This window comes from Nonomuraea sp. NPDC049695, assembly GCF_040674955.1.
In the GTDB taxonomy this organism is placed as follows: domain Bacteria; phylum Actinomycetota; class Actinomycetes; order Streptosporangiales; family Streptosporangiaceae; genus Nonomuraea; species Nonomuraea helvata.
The window spans coordinates 38785-55637 of the sequence record NZ_JBFANV010000008.1 but is presented as its reverse complement, the minus strand read 5'-3'; the positions used below and the strand labels follow the sequence as shown (position 1 = coordinate 55637).

At 69.7% G+C, this 16853-nt stretch carries 14 protein-coding genes; 9 read left to right on the top strand and 5 right to left on the bottom strand.

Annotated features, from left to right (window positions below; genetic code table 11):
* Positions 1 to 294 precede the first annotated feature (294 nt).
* Positions 295 to 750, top strand: a complete 456-nt coding sequence (gene nrdR / locus AB0J64_RS09915; protein ID WP_111183346.1) for a transcriptional regulator NrdR — start codon at positions 295 to 297, stop codon at positions 748 to 750.
* Complete coding sequence (locus tag AB0J64_RS09910; RefSeq protein WP_364023465.1) at positions 747 to 3575, top strand: vitamin B12-dependent ribonucleotide reductase; 2829 nt, start codon at positions 747 to 749, stop codon at positions 3573 to 3575. Before nrdR ends, AB0J64_RS09910 begins: the two co-directional genes overlap by 4 nt.
* 796 nt (positions 3576 to 4371) lie before the next feature.
* Here the strand turns inward: AB0J64_RS09910 and AB0J64_RS09905 are convergent.
* Positions 4372 to 4779, bottom strand: coding sequence for a MarR family winged helix-turn-helix transcriptional regulator (locus AB0J64_RS09905; protein WP_364023462.1), 408 nt, complete (start codon positions 4777 to 4779; stop codon positions 4372 to 4374).
* Between the two features lie 19 nt (positions 4780 to 4798).
* Entirely contained in the window at positions 4799 to 5665 is an 867-nt protein-coding gene (locus AB0J64_RS09900) for an NmrA/HSCARG family protein (protein WP_364023459.1), read from the bottom strand.
* A gap of 103 nt (positions 5666 to 5768) precedes the next feature.
* On the opposite strand from AB0J64_RS09900, the gene AB0J64_RS09895 reads away from it, so the two are divergent.
* From AB0J64_RS09895 to AB0J64_RS09885, 3 genes are all read left to right on the top strand, one after another.
* On the top strand, positions 5769 to 6257 hold the full coding sequence (locus AB0J64_RS09895; RefSeq protein WP_364023456.1) for a MarR family transcriptional regulator: 489 nt from the start codon (positions 5769 to 5771) through the stop codon (positions 6255 to 6257).
* A 265-nt stretch (positions 6258 to 6522) separates the two neighbouring features.
* Positions 6523 to 7341 (top strand): glycerophosphodiester phosphodiesterase family protein, encoded by an 819-nt coding sequence (locus AB0J64_RS09890; RefSeq protein WP_364023453.1) that lies wholly within the window; start codon positions 6523 to 6525, stop codon positions 7339 to 7341.
* Between the two features lie 77 nt (positions 7342 to 7418).
* Positions 7419 to 8828: an MFS transporter gene (locus AB0J64_RS09885; protein ID WP_364023450.1), complete on the top strand. Its 1410-nt coding sequence runs from the start codon at positions 7419 to 7421 to the stop codon at positions 8826 to 8828.
* Here AB0J64_RS09885 and AB0J64_RS09880 read toward each other — a convergent pair.
* Positions 8776 to 9243, bottom strand: coding sequence for a PPOX class F420-dependent oxidoreductase (locus AB0J64_RS09880; RefSeq protein ID WP_364023447.1), 468 nt, complete (start codon positions 9241 to 9243; stop codon positions 8776 to 8778). The genes AB0J64_RS09885 and AB0J64_RS09880 overlap by 53 nt on opposite strands.
* Positions 9244 to 9376: 133 nt before the next feature.
* Between AB0J64_RS09880 and AB0J64_RS09875 the strand changes: the two genes are divergently transcribed.
* The 3 genes from AB0J64_RS09875 to AB0J64_RS09865 all read left to right on the top strand — a co-directional run bounded on the left by AB0J64_RS09875 (position 9377) and on the right by AB0J64_RS09865 (position 12450).
* A complete protein-coding gene (locus tag AB0J64_RS09875; RefSeq protein WP_364023444.1) occupies positions 9377 to 10588 on the top strand; it encodes an amidohydrolase in 1212 nt (403 codons plus the stop codon).
* 58 nt (positions 10589 to 10646) lie between these two features.
* Positions 10647 to 11720, top strand: a complete 1074-nt coding sequence (locus tag AB0J64_RS09870; protein WP_364023441.1) for a PrsW family intramembrane metalloprotease — start codon at positions 10647 to 10649, stop codon at positions 11718 to 11720.
* A gap of 109 nt (positions 11721 to 11829) precedes the next feature.
* The gene (locus tag AB0J64_RS09865) at positions 11830 to 12450 is read left to right on the top strand and encodes a pyridoxamine 5'-phosphate oxidase family protein (RefSeq protein ID WP_364023438.1); all 621 of its coding nucleotides are present in this window, start codon (positions 11830 to 11832) and stop codon (positions 12448 to 12450) included.
* A 15-nt stretch (positions 12451 to 12465) separates the two neighbouring features.
* Here the strand turns inward: AB0J64_RS09865 and AB0J64_RS09860 are convergent, their stop codons facing one another.
* Both AB0J64_RS09860 and AB0J64_RS09855 read right to left on the bottom strand, forming a co-directional pair.
* Positions 12466 to 12633, bottom strand: a complete 168-nt coding sequence (locus tag AB0J64_RS09860) for a hypothetical protein (RefSeq protein ID WP_364023435.1) — start codon at positions 12631 to 12633, stop codon at positions 12466 to 12468.
* Positions 12634 to 12816: 183 nt separating this feature from the next.
* Entirely contained in the window at positions 12817 to 13260 is a 444-nt protein-coding gene (locus AB0J64_RS09855) for a carboxymuconolactone decarboxylase family protein (protein ID WP_344989220.1), read from the bottom strand.
* A gap of 91 nt (positions 13261 to 13351) precedes the next feature.
* On the opposite strand from AB0J64_RS09855, the gene AB0J64_RS09850 reads away from it, so the two are divergent.
* Positions 13352 to 16822, top strand: coding sequence for a WD40 repeat domain-containing serine/threonine protein kinase (locus AB0J64_RS09850; RefSeq protein WP_364023430.1), 3471 nt, complete (start codon positions 13352 to 13354; stop codon positions 16820 to 16822).
* The last annotated feature ends 31 nt before the right edge of the window (positions 16823 to 16853 follow it).

Here is a 16853-nt window from a genome sequence, read left to right as displayed (position 1 = left end):
CGCAACTCATGTGACGCCCCCAGCAGCGCAAAGATCGCCGTCCGGAGCGACACGCCCGGATCCCGGCGGTGACGATGGGCTGATCAGCGACTTCGCTCCGACAGGGCCGCTCAACTTGCGTTCATGGTCGCGCGCTTCTACGGTTGGACCACAACATCTAGTAGTTACACCGATGTAGTTCACCACACCTTGTGTTTCCGTGACCGCTCCATGGCCAGCCGTGGGGCGTGCGCGAGCGTCCCGTGAGGACGGTTTTCGCGCGTGTGGTGGCCGCGGGTCTAGGAGGGCGAAAGCGTGCACTGTCCGTTCTGTCGCCACCCTGACACCAGGGTCATCGACAGTCGCTCCACGGATGACGGCGCGGCGATCAGGCGTCGCCGCACCTGTCCCGAGTGCGGGCGCCGGTTCACCACGCAGGAGACCGTACTGCTCATGGTGAGCAAGCGCAGCGGAGTGACGGAGCCGTTCTCGAGAGACAAGGTCGTCGCGGGCGTGCGGCGGGCGTGTCAGGGCAGGCCGGTAAGCGAGGATTCGCTGGCGCAGCTCGGGCAGCGGGTGGAGGAGGCCATCAGGGCCAAGGGTGCGGCCGAGATCCCCTCCAACGAGGTGGGCCTGGCCATCCTGGGCCCGTTGCGGGACCTCGACGAGGTGGCCTACCTGCGGTTCGCATCGGTGTATCGCGGTTTCGAGAGCCTGGCGGACTTCGAGGCCGAGATCTCACAGTTGAAGGCGGAGAAGGGGGAGTCATGACGGAGACGGCCAGCGGTTCAGTCGCGCGGGGTGGCAAGCGTCCGCGCAAGGGACTGAAGATGAAGCGGATCTTCACCAAGCCCGGCGTGCACCCGTATGACGAGATCCAGTGGGAGCGCCGCGACGTCGTCATGACGAACTGGCGCGACGGCTCGGTCAATTTTGAGCAGCGGGGCGTCGAGTTCCCCGCGTTCTGGTCGGTCAATGCGGCCAACATCGTGACGACCAAGTACTTCCGCGGGGCCGTGGGCACCCCGCAGCGCGAGTGGAGCCTGAAGCAGCTGATCGACCGGGTCGTCGGCGTCTACACCGAGACGGGGATCGAGCACGGCTACTTCGCCAGCGACGAGGACGCCGAGATCTTCGATCACGAGCTGAAGCACGCCCTGGCGCACCAGGTGTTCGCGTTCAACTCGCCGGTCTGGTTCAACGTGGGCACCAAGTCGCCCCAGCAGGTGAGCGCCTGTTTCATCCTCTCCGTGGACGACCAGATGGAGTCCATCCTCGAGTGGTACAAGGAAGAGGGTGTGATCTTCAAGGGCGGTTCGGGTTCGGGGGTCAACCTGTCCCGCATCCGCTCGTCCAAGGAGCTGCTGTCGAGCGGCGGCACGGCCAGCGGCCCGGTGAGCTTCATGCGCGGCGCGGACGCGTCGGCGGGGACGATCAAGTCGGGCGGCGCCACCCGCCGGGCGGCGAAGATGGTCGTGCTCGACGTCGACCACCCCGACATCGAGGAGTTCATCGAGACCAAGGCGCGCGAGGAGGACAAGGTCCGCGCGCTGCGTGACGCCGGTTTCGACATGGACCTGGGCGGCAAGGACATCGTCTCCGTCCAGTACCAGAACGCCAACAACTCCGTGCGCGTCTCCGACGAGTTCATGCGCTCGGTGGAGAAGGGCGGCGAGTTCGGCCTGCGCGCCCGCCTGACCGGTGAGGTCATCGAGACGGTGGACGCCAAGGAGCTCTTCCGCAAGATGGCCAAGGCCGCCTGGGAGTGCGCCGACCCGGGCGTGCAGTACGACGACACGATCAACGACTGGCACACCACCCCGGAGACGGGGCGGATCACGGCCAGCAACCCGTGCTCCGAGTACGTCCACCTGGACAACTCCTCCTGCAACCTGGCCAGCATCAACCTGCTGAAGTTCCTGAAGGACGACAACTCCTTCGACGTCGCCAACTTCGTCAAGCTGACCGAGCTGATCATCACCGCGATGGACATCTCGATCACGTTCGCGGACTTCCCGACCGAGAAGATCGGCGAGACCTCGCGGGCGTACCGGCAGCTCGGCATCGGCTACGCCAACCTCGGCGCGCTGCTCATGGCGACGGGCCACGCGTACGACTCCGACGGCGGCCGCGCCGTGGCGGCGGCGATCACGTCGCTGATGACCGGCGTCTCCTACCGCCGCAGCGCCGAGCTGGCCGGGGTGGTCGGCCCGTACGACGGTTACGCCAGGAACGCCGAGCCGCACAAGCGCGTCATGCGCAAGCACGCGGCGGCCAACGACAACCTGCGCACGATCGGCTCCATGGACGCGAAGATCCACAGCGAGGCGTCGCGCCAGTGGTCGGAGTGCCTCAAGCTCGGCGAGAAGAACGGCTACCGCAACGCCCAGGCCAGCCTGCTGGCCCCCACGGGGACCATCGGGCTGATGATGGACTGCGACACCACCGGCATCGAGCCGGACCTGGCGCTGGTGAAGTTCAAGAAGCTCGTCGGCGGCGGCTCCATGCAGATCGTCAACCAGACGATCCCGCGGGCGCTCAAGCAGCTCGGCTACCAGCAGGAGCAGATCGAGGCCATCGTCGAGTACATCGCCGAGCACAGCCACGTCGTCGATGCGCCCGGCCTGCGCAAGGAGCACTACGAGGTGTTCGACTGCGCGATGGGCGAGCGGGCGATCGCGCCCATGGGCCACGTACGCATGATGGCGGCCACCCAGCCGTTCCTGTCCGGTGCCATCTCCAAGACGGTCAACCTGCCCGAGTCGGCCACGATCGACGACATCGAGCAGGTCTACCTGGAGGGCTGGAGGCTCGGGCTAAAGGCCCTGGCCGTCTACCGCGACAACTGCAAGGTCGGCCAGCCGCTGTCGGCGGGCAACGGCTCCAAGAAGGAAGAGCCCAAGAAGGAAGAGGCCAAGGAGCCCGAGGTCAAGGTCATCGAGGTCAACCGGCCGACCCGGCGGCGCATGCCCAACCAGCGGCCGAGCACGACCACCCGCTTCACGGTGGGCGGCGCCAAGGGCTACATGACCGCTTCGTCCTACCCCGACGACGGGCTTGGCGAGGTCTTCCTCAAGATGTCCAAGCAGGGCTCGACCCTGGCGGGCGTCATGGACGCCTTCTCCGTCGCGATCTCCATCGGGCTCCAGTACGGCGTGCCGCTGGAGACGTACATGAGCAAGTTCGTCAACATGCGGTTCGAGCCCGCCGGGATGACGGACGACCCGGACATCCGGATGGCGACGTCGGTGATGGACTACATCTTCCGCCGCCTGGCCCTCGACCACCTCCCCTACGAGGAGCGGGCGGCCCTGGGCATCTTCTCGGCGACCGAGCGCGCCGCGCAGCAGCGCGGCGAGGACCCGGCGGCGCTGCAGGAGGCGGTCGACCGCGAGGCGCTGGCCCAGTCGGCGCCCATCGAGGAGAAGCCGAAGGCGGAGGCTGAGCAGCAGCCGGCGGTCAAGGAGCTGACCCTGGAGAGCCACCAGCGCTTCACGGCCGACGCGCCGCTCTGCATGACCTGCGGCACCAAGATGCGCCCGGCCGGAAGCTGCTACGTCTGCGAGGGCTGCGGCTCGACCAGCGGCTGCAGCTAGCCAACAGGCCAAGTTGTAGCGGATGCAACGTTCGGCGTTGCGCGCCTAACGAGATAGCTGCTGGTCAATAGGGGTGGCGAGGTATGTTGCCTTGCCGCCCCTACATCGCCCGGCCCAGGTGGGTCGGGCGTAAGCAATCAGGAGCAACAACGTTGCATGAGATGCAACGCAGTGGAAGCGGGTCTCGGAAGCTCCAAATCTGAAGAAGTCCGAGGTTGACGATCAGCGTGCGCAAGTCAACAGGCTTCGTGAGCTGGCCGCTACCCCGGTCAACCGCAGCAACATGGCTGTCCCGGTCACCTGGCTGTTTCCCGGCCTCGCCCTGGCCGGCCCGCGAGCTCGTCTGCGTTCGGCCGCAAGATCTGCGAGCACGGTATCGAGCCCCGCCCGGCACGCAACGCTGCCCTCATCGCTCTGGTGGAAGACATCCCCGCGCCGGTCATGGCAGACATCCTCGGCCTGCACATCAACACCGCCGTTCGGTAGGCCGACATCGCAAACGCCTGTCTCGCCGTCCGGGCTGAGGATCTCCAGAGGGGAAATACTGCACCCTCTGAATAAGTGATCTCACCCAGTATTGCGACACCGGGACTGATGGCCAAAAGCTCCGTGTGCCTGCTTGAGGAGGGTCCGGACATCGTTCCGGGTCCCCTCCGGCGAGTTCAGGCATGGCGGTGGCGATAGATGCCTCAGCAATGGTTGGCGCAACCGGAGGTGTCGGGGTGGGCGCTTGCCGGCGGCGGACCCCACTCCCTGGAGGAGAAGGCCGCCGGCCTGCGGCGGCTGTGCAGGCGGATCAGACAACGGGCCTGAGGTTGGCGGTCATGCGTTCCAGGACGCTGACGGCGGTGCGGTACTCGTCGAGGGAGATGCCGGTCATGGACAGGTCGCGGAAGGCCGCGACCCGTTCGGCGACCGCGGCCAGGCGGTCGGTCCCCTCGGCGGTGAGGGCGAGCTGTCCGGGTGCGGGACGGGCGGCCCAGCCGTCGGCGAGGACGGTCTCGATGGCGGTGGTGAGCGCCGGGACGTCGGCGTTGGCGGACAGGACGGTCAGGACCTGGTCGTCGGCGGTGTCGCCGGTGTCCTCGATGACGTTGAGGACCTGCCAGGCGAGGCGGGTGAGGCCGAACTCTGCCAGCATGTCGTTCATGTAGCCGGTGAGGGCCTTGTCTGTGCGGTTGAGCCAGTAGCCGATGGGCTTCATGCTGGATCGATCCTTTCGGTCAGTGGTTGGTGGTCAGCAGGGTGGGCCAGTTCTGGCCGGCGGCCCATTCGGCGAGGCTGTGCCAGCCGACTTCGGGATGGTCGCGGCGCAGGCCGGTGACGTCGACGTCGAGGCCGGTGGTGGTGAAGTAGGCGAACATGGCGGCCAGGTCCTCCGAACGCGTCCGCACGTAGTCCAGCGGCACCTGCCGGTGGACGGTGGCCTGGCCGATGACGGAGCCGAGGATGTCGGCGATCTGCGCGGGGGTGAGTTCGTCGGAGGCGATGTCGATGCGCGCACCGGCGAACCGGTCGCGGTTCTGCAGGGCCAGGGCGGCGAACGCGCCGATGTCGACGGCGGGGATGAGGGTGAGCGGGCGGTCTGCGGGCATGGGCCAGGCGAACACGCCGTCGCGCAACCCGTCGAGGGTCCAGCCGTCGGCGTAATTGTCCATGAACGCCGCGGGGGCGATCACCGTCCAGGGCACGCCGCAGCCACGCAGGTACTGCTCGATCTCGCGTTTGCTCTCATAGTGCGGGACGCCGGTGTCGCGGTCGGCGTGGGCGGCGGAGGTGAACACGATGTGCCCGAGGTGGCGGGCGGCGTCGATGAGGACCAGGCCCTGGCGGGTCTCGGTGGCGGTGTCGGTGCCGAACGGCGTGGTGACCGCGAACAGGGCGTCGGCGCCGTCGAGCGCGGCGTCGAGGGATGCGGGGGCGTCGAGGTCGGCGTACCGGACGTCGGCGCCGCGTTCGCGCAGGGCTTCCGCGGCGGGGGAGCCGGGGCGGCGGGTCAGGGCGCGGACCCGGTGTCCGGCGTCTAGCAGGGAGCGGGCGGTGGCTCCGCCTTGGGCGCCGGTGGCTCCGGTGACGGCGATGGTGAGCATGGTTCTCCTGTCATAGGATTGCTGCGTGGCGCATTAACTGCGTCACGCAAAAAACATAGCAGGATTCGCTGCACCGCGCAGCAATCTGGGGAGCGTGATGCATATGACAGGCGAGACGGCAGGTAGTCGCCGAGCCGAGCTGTACGCCGAGCTGTCCAAGCAGTCGCGTCGCTATCTGGCCGCGTACGTGCTGTTCAACCAGGCGATCGCGGACCATCTCGGGCTGCATCCCACCGACGTGCAGGCTCTCAGCCTGCTGACGGACGAGCCCGGGCCGCGCACCGTCCGGCAGATCTCCGACCTGACCGGCCTGACCACCGGATCGGCCACCCGGCTGGTGGACCGGCTCGAACGCGACGGCTATGTGAGGCGCACCCCCGACGTCCGAGACCGGCGCCGCGTCCTGGTCACCCTGGTCCCCGAACGCGTCGCCCGCGTCACCGCCGTATGGGACGACCTTGGCCGAAACTGGCAGGCCCTGCTCGACGAGCACACCGAGGACGAGCTCGAAGTGATCACCCATCACATGCGCAAGGCGCACGATCTCAGTCACGCCCAGATGAGCTATCTGCGCACTCAGTCATCCGGCTGAAGCCGCCGGGCGGGCGGACATCGCCACAGGCGCGTAGCCGGCAACAGGCACGTCCGGAACGGGGAGTCGAGGCGGACTCGGCTCCCCGTTCCGTCATGTCCCAGTGCACCGGGGCGTCGGCTCCAACAAGGATGGGCGCCAGGTGCGGGGTCCCGCGTGTCGAATGCTCATCGCGCGGGCACCGCTCGGCTACTCTGCCCTCAACTCGCAGTCACGAGATCTCGTCATCGTCGAGTCGTAGTCCTCCCACACCCCGAGGAGACCCATGATCAGGCGACTCGCCGTCATCCTCGCGATCTCGACCACCGTCCTGACCACCCCGGCCCACGCGGCCACCGCCGTCACCGGCGTCGCCCACCGCGGCGCCTCCGCGTACGCTCCCGAGAACACCATCGCCGCCTTCCAGCTGGCGGGCAAGCAGCGGGCCGACATGTTCGAGCTCGACGTGCAGGAGACCAAGGACCACCAGCTGGTCCTGATGCACGACACGACCCTGACCCGCACCACCGACGCCGAGCGGGTCTTCCCCGACCTGTCCCCGTGGAAGGTCGGAGACCTCACGCTCGCCCAGATCCGCAAGCTCGACGCGGGCTCGTGGCTCTCCGGGGAGTTCGAGGACGAGAAGGTGCCCACGCTCGGCGAGACGCTGAGCGAGATGAACGGCTCGGGCATGGGGCTCCTGCTGGAGATCAAGGAGCCGGAGCTCTACCCGGGCATCGAGGCCCGCGTCGCCTCCGAGCTGCGCCGCCATTCGAGCTGGCTCGCGCCCGGGCGGCTGGTGGTGCAGTCCTTCAGCTGGGCGTCGATGCGGACCTTCCATCGGCTGCTGCCCGACGTGCCGATCGGGCTGCTCGGCACGCCGTCCACGGCGCAGCTGCCGGGGCTGGCCAAGTTCGCCGACCAGATCAACCCGCCGTACACCTCGCTGACCTCCTCGTACGTACGCCGCGTGCACGCACTCGGCATGAAGGTGCTCGCCTGGACGGTGGACGACCCGGACGTCATGCGCCGGATGCTGGGCTACAAGGTAGACGGGATCATCACCAACAGACCCGATGTCCTGCACGACCTACTGAGCGCCTGACGAATGCGCCCCCGCTGCTGAGGGCCCGGAGAACCCCAGTGGGGCTGAGGTGTTCATGAAGCACTAGCCTGAATAGTGTGAAATATGGCGCTACGTTGGCCGTATTGCTGTCGGCCTGGTTCATGGCCCAGTTCGACTTCTTCGTGGTCAACGTGGCCGCCCCCTCCATCGAACACGACCTGAACGCGGGCCCGGCCGCCCTCGAGCTGATCGTGGGCGGCTACGCCTTCACCTACGCGGCGGGCATGATCACCGGAGGGCGGCTCGGCGACCGCTACGGCTACCGGCGGCTGTTCATCTGGGGCGTGGCCGCGTTCACGCTCGCGTCGGTCCTGTGCGGGATCGCCGCGAACCCGCCCCAGCTGGTGGCCGCGCGCCTGCTCCAGGGACTGACGGGCGCTGCGATGGTGCCGCAGGTGCTGGCCACGATCTCCGCGGTCTTCCCGCCGGAGGAGCGGGGGCGGGCCCTCGGCTGGTACGGCGTCGCGGGCGGCCTGGGCTCGATCGCCGGGCAGGTGCTGGGCGGCCTGCTGCTGACCACCGACGTGCTGGGGCTCGGCTGGCGGATCATCTTCCTGGTCAACCTGCCCGTCGGCCTGATCGTGGTGCCGCTGGCCGTCCGGCTGCTGCCCGAGGTCGAGACCGCCCGCCGCGCCAGGCTCGACCTGCCGGGCGCGGCGGGCCTGGCCGCCGGGCTGGCCCTGGTGCTGGTGCCGCTCGGCCTCGGCAACAGCCTGGGCTGGCCCGCCTGGACCTGGGTCAGCATGGCGGCGGCCGTACCGGTGTTCGCGTTCACCTGGCGCTGGCAGCGGGTGCTCGGAGCGCGCGGTGGGCAGCCGGTGCTCGACCTGGCGCTGCTCAAGGTCCACTCCTACCTGGCGGGTGTAGGGTCGATCGTCGCGTTCATGGCGTACTTCGCGTCGTTCATGTTCACGCTGACGCTGCTGCTCCAGGGCGGGCTCGGGCTGACGGCCTTCCAGGCGGGGCTGGCGTTCGCGCCGATGGGGGTGCTGTTCTCGGTGACCTCGATCCTGGGGACGCGGCTGGTCAGGAGGTACGGCCTGATCGTCGTCATGATCGGCGGCACGGTCACCGGGCTCGGCCTCGCGCTGCTGGTGGTCACGGCCGGTCTCGGCCTGCCGTACGTCATGGCGGCGCTCATGCTCGTCGGCGCGGGCAACGGGCTGGTGCTGCCGCAGCTCATCGGGGCGGCGCTGGTCGAGGTGGCGCCGCACCAGGCCGGCATCGGGTCGGGCATCCTCAGCACGGCGCAGCAGTTCGCGGGCGCGGGCGGCGTGGCCGTGATCGGCGCGGTGTTCTTCGCGGCCGCCGAGGGCGGCCACCACGTCCTCGCCATGCGCTGGTCGGCCGGCATCGACCTGGTGCTGGTGCTGGTGGTGATCGCGTCGGTGGCCTACAACAGGCACCGCGCCATCAGGAGGACGCGGGCAGAGCGGTCCCGTACAGGCGCGCAGCCCGGATCCTGATCACCAGCCGCCGGTCCTCGACCATCTGGCGCAGGAAGGCGTACGGGTCCTCGACGCCCTCGTGCATGGCGAGCAGCTCCATGCCCACTTCGTCGCCCGGCTCCGTGCTGACCGGCGACAGCTCCGCCTCGCCCTCGGCCACGGCGTACGACCAGAAGTCGTCGCTGGCCACGTAGAGCGCGCAGCGCGGGTCCTTGTGGAGCTGCCGGACCTTGAGCCGGTCGGCGATGGTCGAGATGCGCGCCACGCGCTGGTGCGGGTCCCAGGTGTAGATGACGGTGGACAGGTGAGGATCGCCGCTGCCCTTGTTCGTGGCCAGCGAGCCGAACCGCTGGCCGGACAGCAGGCTCGAGAGCTCCTCGTCGCTGAGCGACCGGGGGGCCGGGCTTGTTTCTGGCCCGTACTCCTGCGACATTCGCCGTACTCCCTGCACGACCCCTGCAAATACGGATATGTAAGCCTATCCCTACCCTCGGTGGGGTTCGTGCCAGGCACGCCGCGCGAGCCCGTCGGGCAGGTGCTACCCGGTGCCCGATAAGTTTCAAGACATGAATTTTGCCATTACCAGTGGATATGTCGTGCCGATCGACGGCGACCCCATCGACGGCGGCACCGTGCTCGTACAGAACGGGAAGATCACCGCGGTCGGCCGGGACGTGGCCGTGCCCGAAGGGATCCCCGTCGTGGACGCCGCGGGCGGCTGGGTGCTGCCCGGCTTCGTCGAGGCCCACGGCCACCTTGGCGTGCACGAGGAGGCGGAGGGCTGGGCCGGTCAGGACACCAACGAGATGACCGACCCCAACGGTGCCCGCCTGCGCGCGCTCGACGCCATCAACCCCGCCGACCTGGCCTTCGCCGACGCGCTGTCGGGCGGCGTGACGACCGCGGTGATCAAGCCGGGCTCCGGGAACCCGATCGGCGGGCAGACGGTCGCGGTCAAGTGCTGGGGCAGGACCGTGGACGAGATGCTGGTCAAGGAGCCGGTGAGCGTCAAGAGCGCGCTCGGTGAGAACCCCAAGCGCGTGTACGGCGACCAGAAGAAGCTGCCCTCCACCCGGCAGGGCGTGGCCGCGGTGATCCGGGACGCGTTCATGAAGGCGCAGGACTACCAGGCCAGGCGGGCGGCGGCCGCGGCGGACGGCAAGCCGTTCGACCGCGACGGCACGCTGGAGATCCTGGCCCGCGTGCTGGACGGCGAGCTCCCGTGGTGCCAGCACACGCACCGGGCCGACGACATCGCCACCGCGCTCCGGCTGGCCGGCGAGTTCGGCTACCGCCTGATCATCAACCACGGCACCGAGGGCCACCTGCTGGCCGACACCCTGGCCGCCAGGAACGTCCCCGTCATCATCGGCCCGCTCTTCACCAGCCGCTCCAAGGTCGAGCTGCGCCAGCGCTCGCTGCGCAACCCGGGCATCCTCGCACGGGCCGGGGTGGAGCTGGCCATCACCACCGACCATCCCGTCGTGCCGATCCACTTCCTCGTCCACCAGGCGACGCTGGCGGTCAAGGAGGGCATGGACCCCGCCGAGGCGCTGCGCTCGATCACGCTGAACCCGGCCCGGATCATGGGCCTCGACGACCGGGTCGGCGCACTCAAGCCCGGCCTCGACGCCGACGTGGTGATCTGGTCGGGGGACCCGCTGGACGTCATGAGCCGGGCGCTGCGGGTGTTCGTCTCCGGTCGTGAGGTGTACACGTACGCCGACGGCGAGTCCGTCGTCGCGGATCCGTACTACCGCGAATCAAGTGACCGTTAAGCGGCTGTAGATGCGGGCCGCGCATAGTGGGCGCAGCGGTGGATAGAAAGGGATCACGATGACAGCGCAGCGACCCAGCGTGGCACTCCTGATCGGCCTGGTCGTCTCCAGTGCCCTCGCCCTGATCGTGCTGGCCCTCATGCTGGTGTCGGGCGGCCCCATCGGGTTCGCCCTGTCGGCGCTCCTCGCCGTGGCCCCGCTGCCGGTGCTGCTCGCGGCCGTGCTCTCGCTCGACCGCCTGGAGCCCGAACCCAAGCTGCACCTGGCGTTCGCGTTCGCGTGGGGTGGCGGGGTGGCGATCGTCCTGGGCGTCGCGCTCACGCTCGCGGGACAGGCGCTGTTCACCCGAGCCGGGCTCGGCGCCGCGGTCGTCGACGACGTGGGCAAGGTGCTGCTCGCCCCGCTGACCGAGGAGGCGCTCAAGGGCTCGGCGCTGCTGCTGCTCCTGCGCAGGCGGCAGGAGATCGACGGGCTGACCGATGGCATCGTGTACGCGTCCATGGCCGGCCTGGGCTTCGCCGCCGTGGAGAACATCGGCTACTACCTGCTGGCGTACGACGCGGACGGCGCCGGCGGGGCGGTCCAGCTGTTCGTGATGCGGGGGCTCATCGACCCGCTCGGCCACCCCATCTACACCTCCTTGATCGGCCTCGGCGTCGCGTACGCGCTCACCCGCCGCACCCGGGCCAGGTTCGCCGCCATCCCGCTCGGCTACCTGGGCGCGGTCTCCCTGCACGGCCTCTGGAACGGCGCCGCCACCACGTCGCCACTGGTCTGGCTGGGGGTCGCATACCTCGTGATCATGGCCGTGCTCGTGCTGCTGGTCGTCGTGACCGTCGTCGAGCGCCGCCAGCTCGTCGCCAGGATGGGCGTCTACCTGCCCGGCTACCAGCAGACCGGCCTGGTCACGCAGGCCGACGTCCGCATGCTGAGCACGCTGTCCGCACGCAAGGCGGCCCGCAAGTGGGCGAGGAAAGTGGGGCTCGGCCGGGCCATGAGCGACTACCAGCACGCGGCCACCGAGCTGACCATGCTGCACGTGCGGGCCGAACGCCAGGACATGGACCCGGCCCGGTTCGCGGCGGAACGCGACACGTACCTGACGGCAATGTCCCACGCCCGCCGCTGGTAACCCAGCTCGCCGCCGCCCCTGTGCGGTGGGGGAGTCTCGCTCTGCGAAATGGCGCGGACTTCCAGCCGCGGATCCTGACAAAATGGGGGAAACCGCGAAGGGAGAGCAGATGAGCTGGACGGAGATCGGGTCCGAGGCGGAGTTGCGCGAGGTGCTCGGTGAGGTCATGCCGAGGGCGGCGACCAAGGAGCGCGTACGGCTGCACGAGCGCGACCGCCAGTGGCTGGCGGCCTCTCCGTTCTGCCTGATCGCCACGTCCGACGATGCCGGAAACTGCGACGTCTCGCCCAAGGGCGACCCGGCCGGGTTCGTCCACGTCATCGACGACGCGACCATCGCCATCCCGGACCGACCGGGCAACCGCAGAGCGGACGGATTCCGGAACATCCTCAAAAATCCGCATGTGGGGTTGATCTTCCTGATCCCTGGCCGCCACGAGACCCTGCGCGTCAACGGCCGGGCCAGGCTCATCAGGGAGGCCCCGTTCTTCGACGAGATGATCGTCAAGGGCCACCGCCCGCACCTCGCGCTCGTGGTGGAGATCGAGCAGATCTTCTTCCACTGCCAGAAGTCGTTCCTGCGCTCCGCGCTCTGGAAGCCGGACACCTGGAACCCCGACGTCCTGCCCGCGCACGCCAAGCTCGTCAAGGACGTGCAGGTGGTCGAGGAGACCCTCGAGCAGCTGGAGGAGTACTACGGCGACGCCTACACCAAGCGCCTCTACGGCTGACGCGGAAAGCCGGCGTCAGGCGGCGGGGGTGGGACCGCCGGGAAAGCGGATGACGTTGCGGCCGGTGTAGGCCCGCAGGTCGATCACCTTGGGATCGGCGGGTGGCTTGCGGTGGTCAGCGGAACGAATGTCGCGAACCTTGTGCCTGGCGATGCGTGGCGGCACCGCCACAAGCCTCTTCATCGTGAGCCCCCTGTGATGACTTTGTTACCTATGTTATCTACAGAACCCACGATAAATTTGGTGTAAGGAGCGATTCAGTAGGGAAGTGTGCGACCCGCCGGCGGCAGGGCGGGCGCCTGTCGCCCGCCATGCGCGCCAACCTAACCGGCTACCTCCGATCGCTCAACGCATTTCCACGAATGGTCAGGTTCCGGGGGTGAGCCGGGCCGTGACCCCGATCCGGTTCCAGGCGTTGATCATCGCGAGGGCCACGACGAGCAGCCCCAGCTGCTTCTCGCTGTAGTGCCGCGCGGCCTCCTCCCACACCGCGTCCGGCACCGCCTCGCGGTCGGCCAGCCTGGTCGCCTCCTCCGTCAGCGCCAGCGCGGCCCGCTCGGCCGGCGTGTACACGGTGGCCTCCCGCCAGGCGGCCACCGACCAGAGCCGCTCGTCGCTCTCACCGGCCTTCTTCAGGTCACGGCTGTGCATGTCCACGCAGTAGCCGCAGCCGTTGATCTGGCTGGCGCGCAGCTTGACCAGCTCGATGGTGGTGGTCGGCAACTCGCTGTCGTGCAGCAGCTTCTCCACGGCGATGAAGTGGTGGTACGCCTGGGGGACCTGCTGGGCGACGTTGATCCGCTGGGTCATGTGAGCCTCCTCATGTGTCTGTGCAGGAGAAGGACGGGACAGCCCCCCTACCTGTGACAACTTCCGCGAAAAAAGTGACATCTAACCCGCCATGGACGCGCTGAGCGCGGGGGATCCCCAGCGCATCGGGAGTTACTGGCTCGCCGGCCGGCTCGGCTCGGGCGGGCAGGGCGTGGTGTACGACGCCTACGACGCCGACGGCAACCGGGTTGCGGTCAAGGTGCTGCACGCGGCCGGCGATCGTGCGGTCCGCGGCCGGTTCGCGAAGGAGGCGACGGCCGCGAGACGGGTGTCGTCGTTCTGCACGGCGCGTGTGCTGGCCGCCGATCTGGACGGGCACAGGCCGTACCTGGTCTCCGAGTACGTGCCGGGGCCGAGCCTGGGCGCGGCCGTGCGCGAGGGACGCCGGTTCACCGGCGACGACCTGCACCGGCTGGCCACGGCGGTGGCCACCGCGCTGACCGCGATCCACGACGCGGGGGTCGTGCACCGTGATCTCAAACCGGACAACGTGCTGCTCGGGCCCGACGGCCCGCGGGTGATCGATTTCGGCATCGCCCGTACGCTCGACATGTCGCTGACCAGGACGGGAGAGGTGTCGGGCACGCCGGCGTACATGGCGCCCGAGGTGTTCACGGGGGAGCGGGCGGGCGCCCCCGCCGACGTCTTCGCGTGGGGCTCGATCATGGTGTTCGCCGCCACGGGACGCGAGCCGTTCGCCGCCGAGAACCTGGGCGGCGTCATGCACCGGGTGCTGTCGCACCGGCCCGACCTGAGCGCCTTGCCGCCGCGGCTGGCCGCGCTGGTCGAGGCGGCCATGGACAAGGACCCGGCGGCCCGTCCCGCGGCCCGCGACCTGCTGCTGGCCCTGGTCAGCGGGAACGGCTCCGACACCAAGGGACTGTTGGCGGCGGGCAGCAGGTCCGCCCGGGGCGTGCACGGGCCGGAGCAGGGCGATCCCGCGCTTGGGACGATCGCCGAGGACGCCTACGAGTCGCTGAGTCCCGAGGAGCGGGAGGTGGCGGCCGAGGTGTTCCTGCGACTGGTGACGGTTGACGAGTACGGGCACGAAGCCGGGCGGTCGGCCGGGTACGACGAGCTGTTCGAGGGGCGTTCCGACCGGGAGTCGACGGCGGTCAGGCGGGTGCTGGACGCGTTCTCGTACGTGATCTCCAATGGCGACGGCACGGTGGCCCTGTCGCGCCCCGGCCTGCTGCGCGCCTGGCCGAGGCTGCGCATGTGGGTGGAGGCCGACCGCGACGGGCTGGCCCTGCTGAACGGCATCAACACCGCCGCCCGCCACTGGGCCGAGAACGGCAGGCGCGACGCCGACGTGCTCCAGGGCAGCCGCCTGGAGCAGGCACTGAGCTGGGCCACGACCGGCCGCCGCCACGTCACCCTCACCCCGTTCGAACGCGACTTCCTGCGCGCCGGCACCGAGCTGACCAGGCGGCGGAGCAGGCGCAGGACGCTGACCACGGTCGCGCTGGCCGGCCTCCTGGTCGTGTCGCTCGTGGCCGGCGGACTGGTCGTCCGGCAGCGCCAGGAGACAGCGCGGCAGCGCGACATCCTGGCCGCCAAGCAGGCGGCCACCGAGGCGGACCGGCAGCGGACCATCGACCCCTCCCTGGCGATGCTGCTGAGCGTGGCGGCCTGGCGCGTCTCGCCGGCGCAGCCGGAGGCCCGCTCCAGCCTGACGGCCTCGCTCCAGCAGCAGGAGACGGCCGTCTTCCGCGACCCGCCGGTCAAGGGCGCCGCGTCACGGATGCTCAGCCGCGACGGCCGCACGCTGGTCAGCGCCAGCGAGGGCGGGGTGAACGTGTACGACGTGCGCACGGGCCGGCGTACGGCGAGATGGCCCGGGATGACGGTGAACGGGACCATGGTGGGCTCGCCCGCGTTGAGCCGCAGCGGCCGGCTGCTGGCCGAGACCTCCACGGAAGAGCTCGGAGTCTGGGATCTCACGACCGGCAGGAAGGTGCTCCAACGGCGCATCCCCCCGGCTTTCGAGGGCACCTACACCGCTGTCTTCGGCGAGCACGAGACCACGCTCACGCTGGTGTACGCCGGGCAGGAGATCTACTACCTGCTCGACGTCTCCACCGGCAGGCGGTTCGGCAAGGGCGTCTTCGAGGAGCGTGGCGAGGTGGAGGTGAGCAATCCGCTCGTGGACCCGTCGGGCAGGCACCTGCTGCTGCCGGGAGAGCGCCTCGACCAGCGCTCGCTGCCGGACTGGCGGGTGGAGCGGCCGTTCCCCGCCTGCGCGGCACATCCTGACATGGCGGCGTACAGCCAGGACGGCAGGACGCTCGCCTGCGGCAACGGGATCGACATCGCCCTCGTCGACGTCGCCTCGGGTCGCGCCCGCGGCGACACCCTCAACTGCGGCATCTGCGGCTCCGAGGGCCGACTGCGCTTCAGCCCGGACGGTGGCCGGCTCGCCGCCTTCAGGGGCCGGGATGTGCAGGTCTGGGACGTTCGCACCCGCGAGTCGACGCTCAACTACCGCGCCGAGGGTGACCTGACCGACGTCGCCTTCGACCCCGACGGGCGGACGCTGCGGTACGTGGTGGACGACGCCGTCGTCAGCCTGGACCTGCGGCCGCGTACTCACGTGACGGCCGTGCCGGGCTCGGCCAGCAGACTCAGCCCGGACGGCCGGTGGGCAGCGGTCGAATCCGACCAGGGGCTTCGGATCTGGGACGTGCGCGCGGGCAGGGAGGTCGGCCGTCTCCCCGTCAGCCGGGAGGAGTGGGACCCCGAGGAGTTCCACGGGACGAGGCTGGCCGTCAACGACCGCAGCTCGATCGCGCTCTGGGACGCGCGGACCCTGACGAAGCTCTGGACGGCCCGGATCGGCGGGCAGGGCGGCGTCCTCACCGACGTGCATTTCACCCAGGACGGCCGGCGGCTGGCGATGAACGTCGTGTTCGAGCAGAAGCCGATGGCCAAGGAAGTGGTGCTCGACGCCGCCGATGGTCATGTCCTCAGCTCGACCAGTACCCGGTATCAGGGCGGGCCGCTGCTGCCCGGCGACAAGGCGTACGCGTCGCTGCTCGGCGGCAGGTTCGTCGACCTGGCCACGGGCAAGGCCGTGGGGTTGGGGTTCGGGCCCACGAACGCGATCGCGTTCAGCCGGAACGGGCTCATGGCCGTGAAGGAGGGCGCCACCGGACGGGTCGGGCTGTGGTCGGTGGACGGGCCCACGCGGCTGCGCCCCGCCATGCCCCGCGCCGCCGCCGACCTGGTTCTGCTGACCTTCTCACCCGACGGCAGGACCCTGGCCACCGTCACGGAGCAGGGCGTGCTCGAGCTGTGGGACGTGGCGTCCAGGCGGCGGCTCGGCGGCTCGTACCAGCTGGGGGAGGACGTTGTGGCCTCGCTGGAGTTCAGCGCGGACGGGGGGACGCTGTACGCCGGGGCGGACGGCGCGGTGCATGCGATCGCCGTTCAGGATGAGCGGGTCGCGCGGGAGGTGTGCGCGCGGGCCGGGCGCTCGCTGTCGCCCGCCGAGTGGGAGCGGTACCTGGGCGGTGCGCCGTACCAGGACGTCTGCCCGTAGCGGGCGGGTGCCGCGATGGGACGCCCGCCCG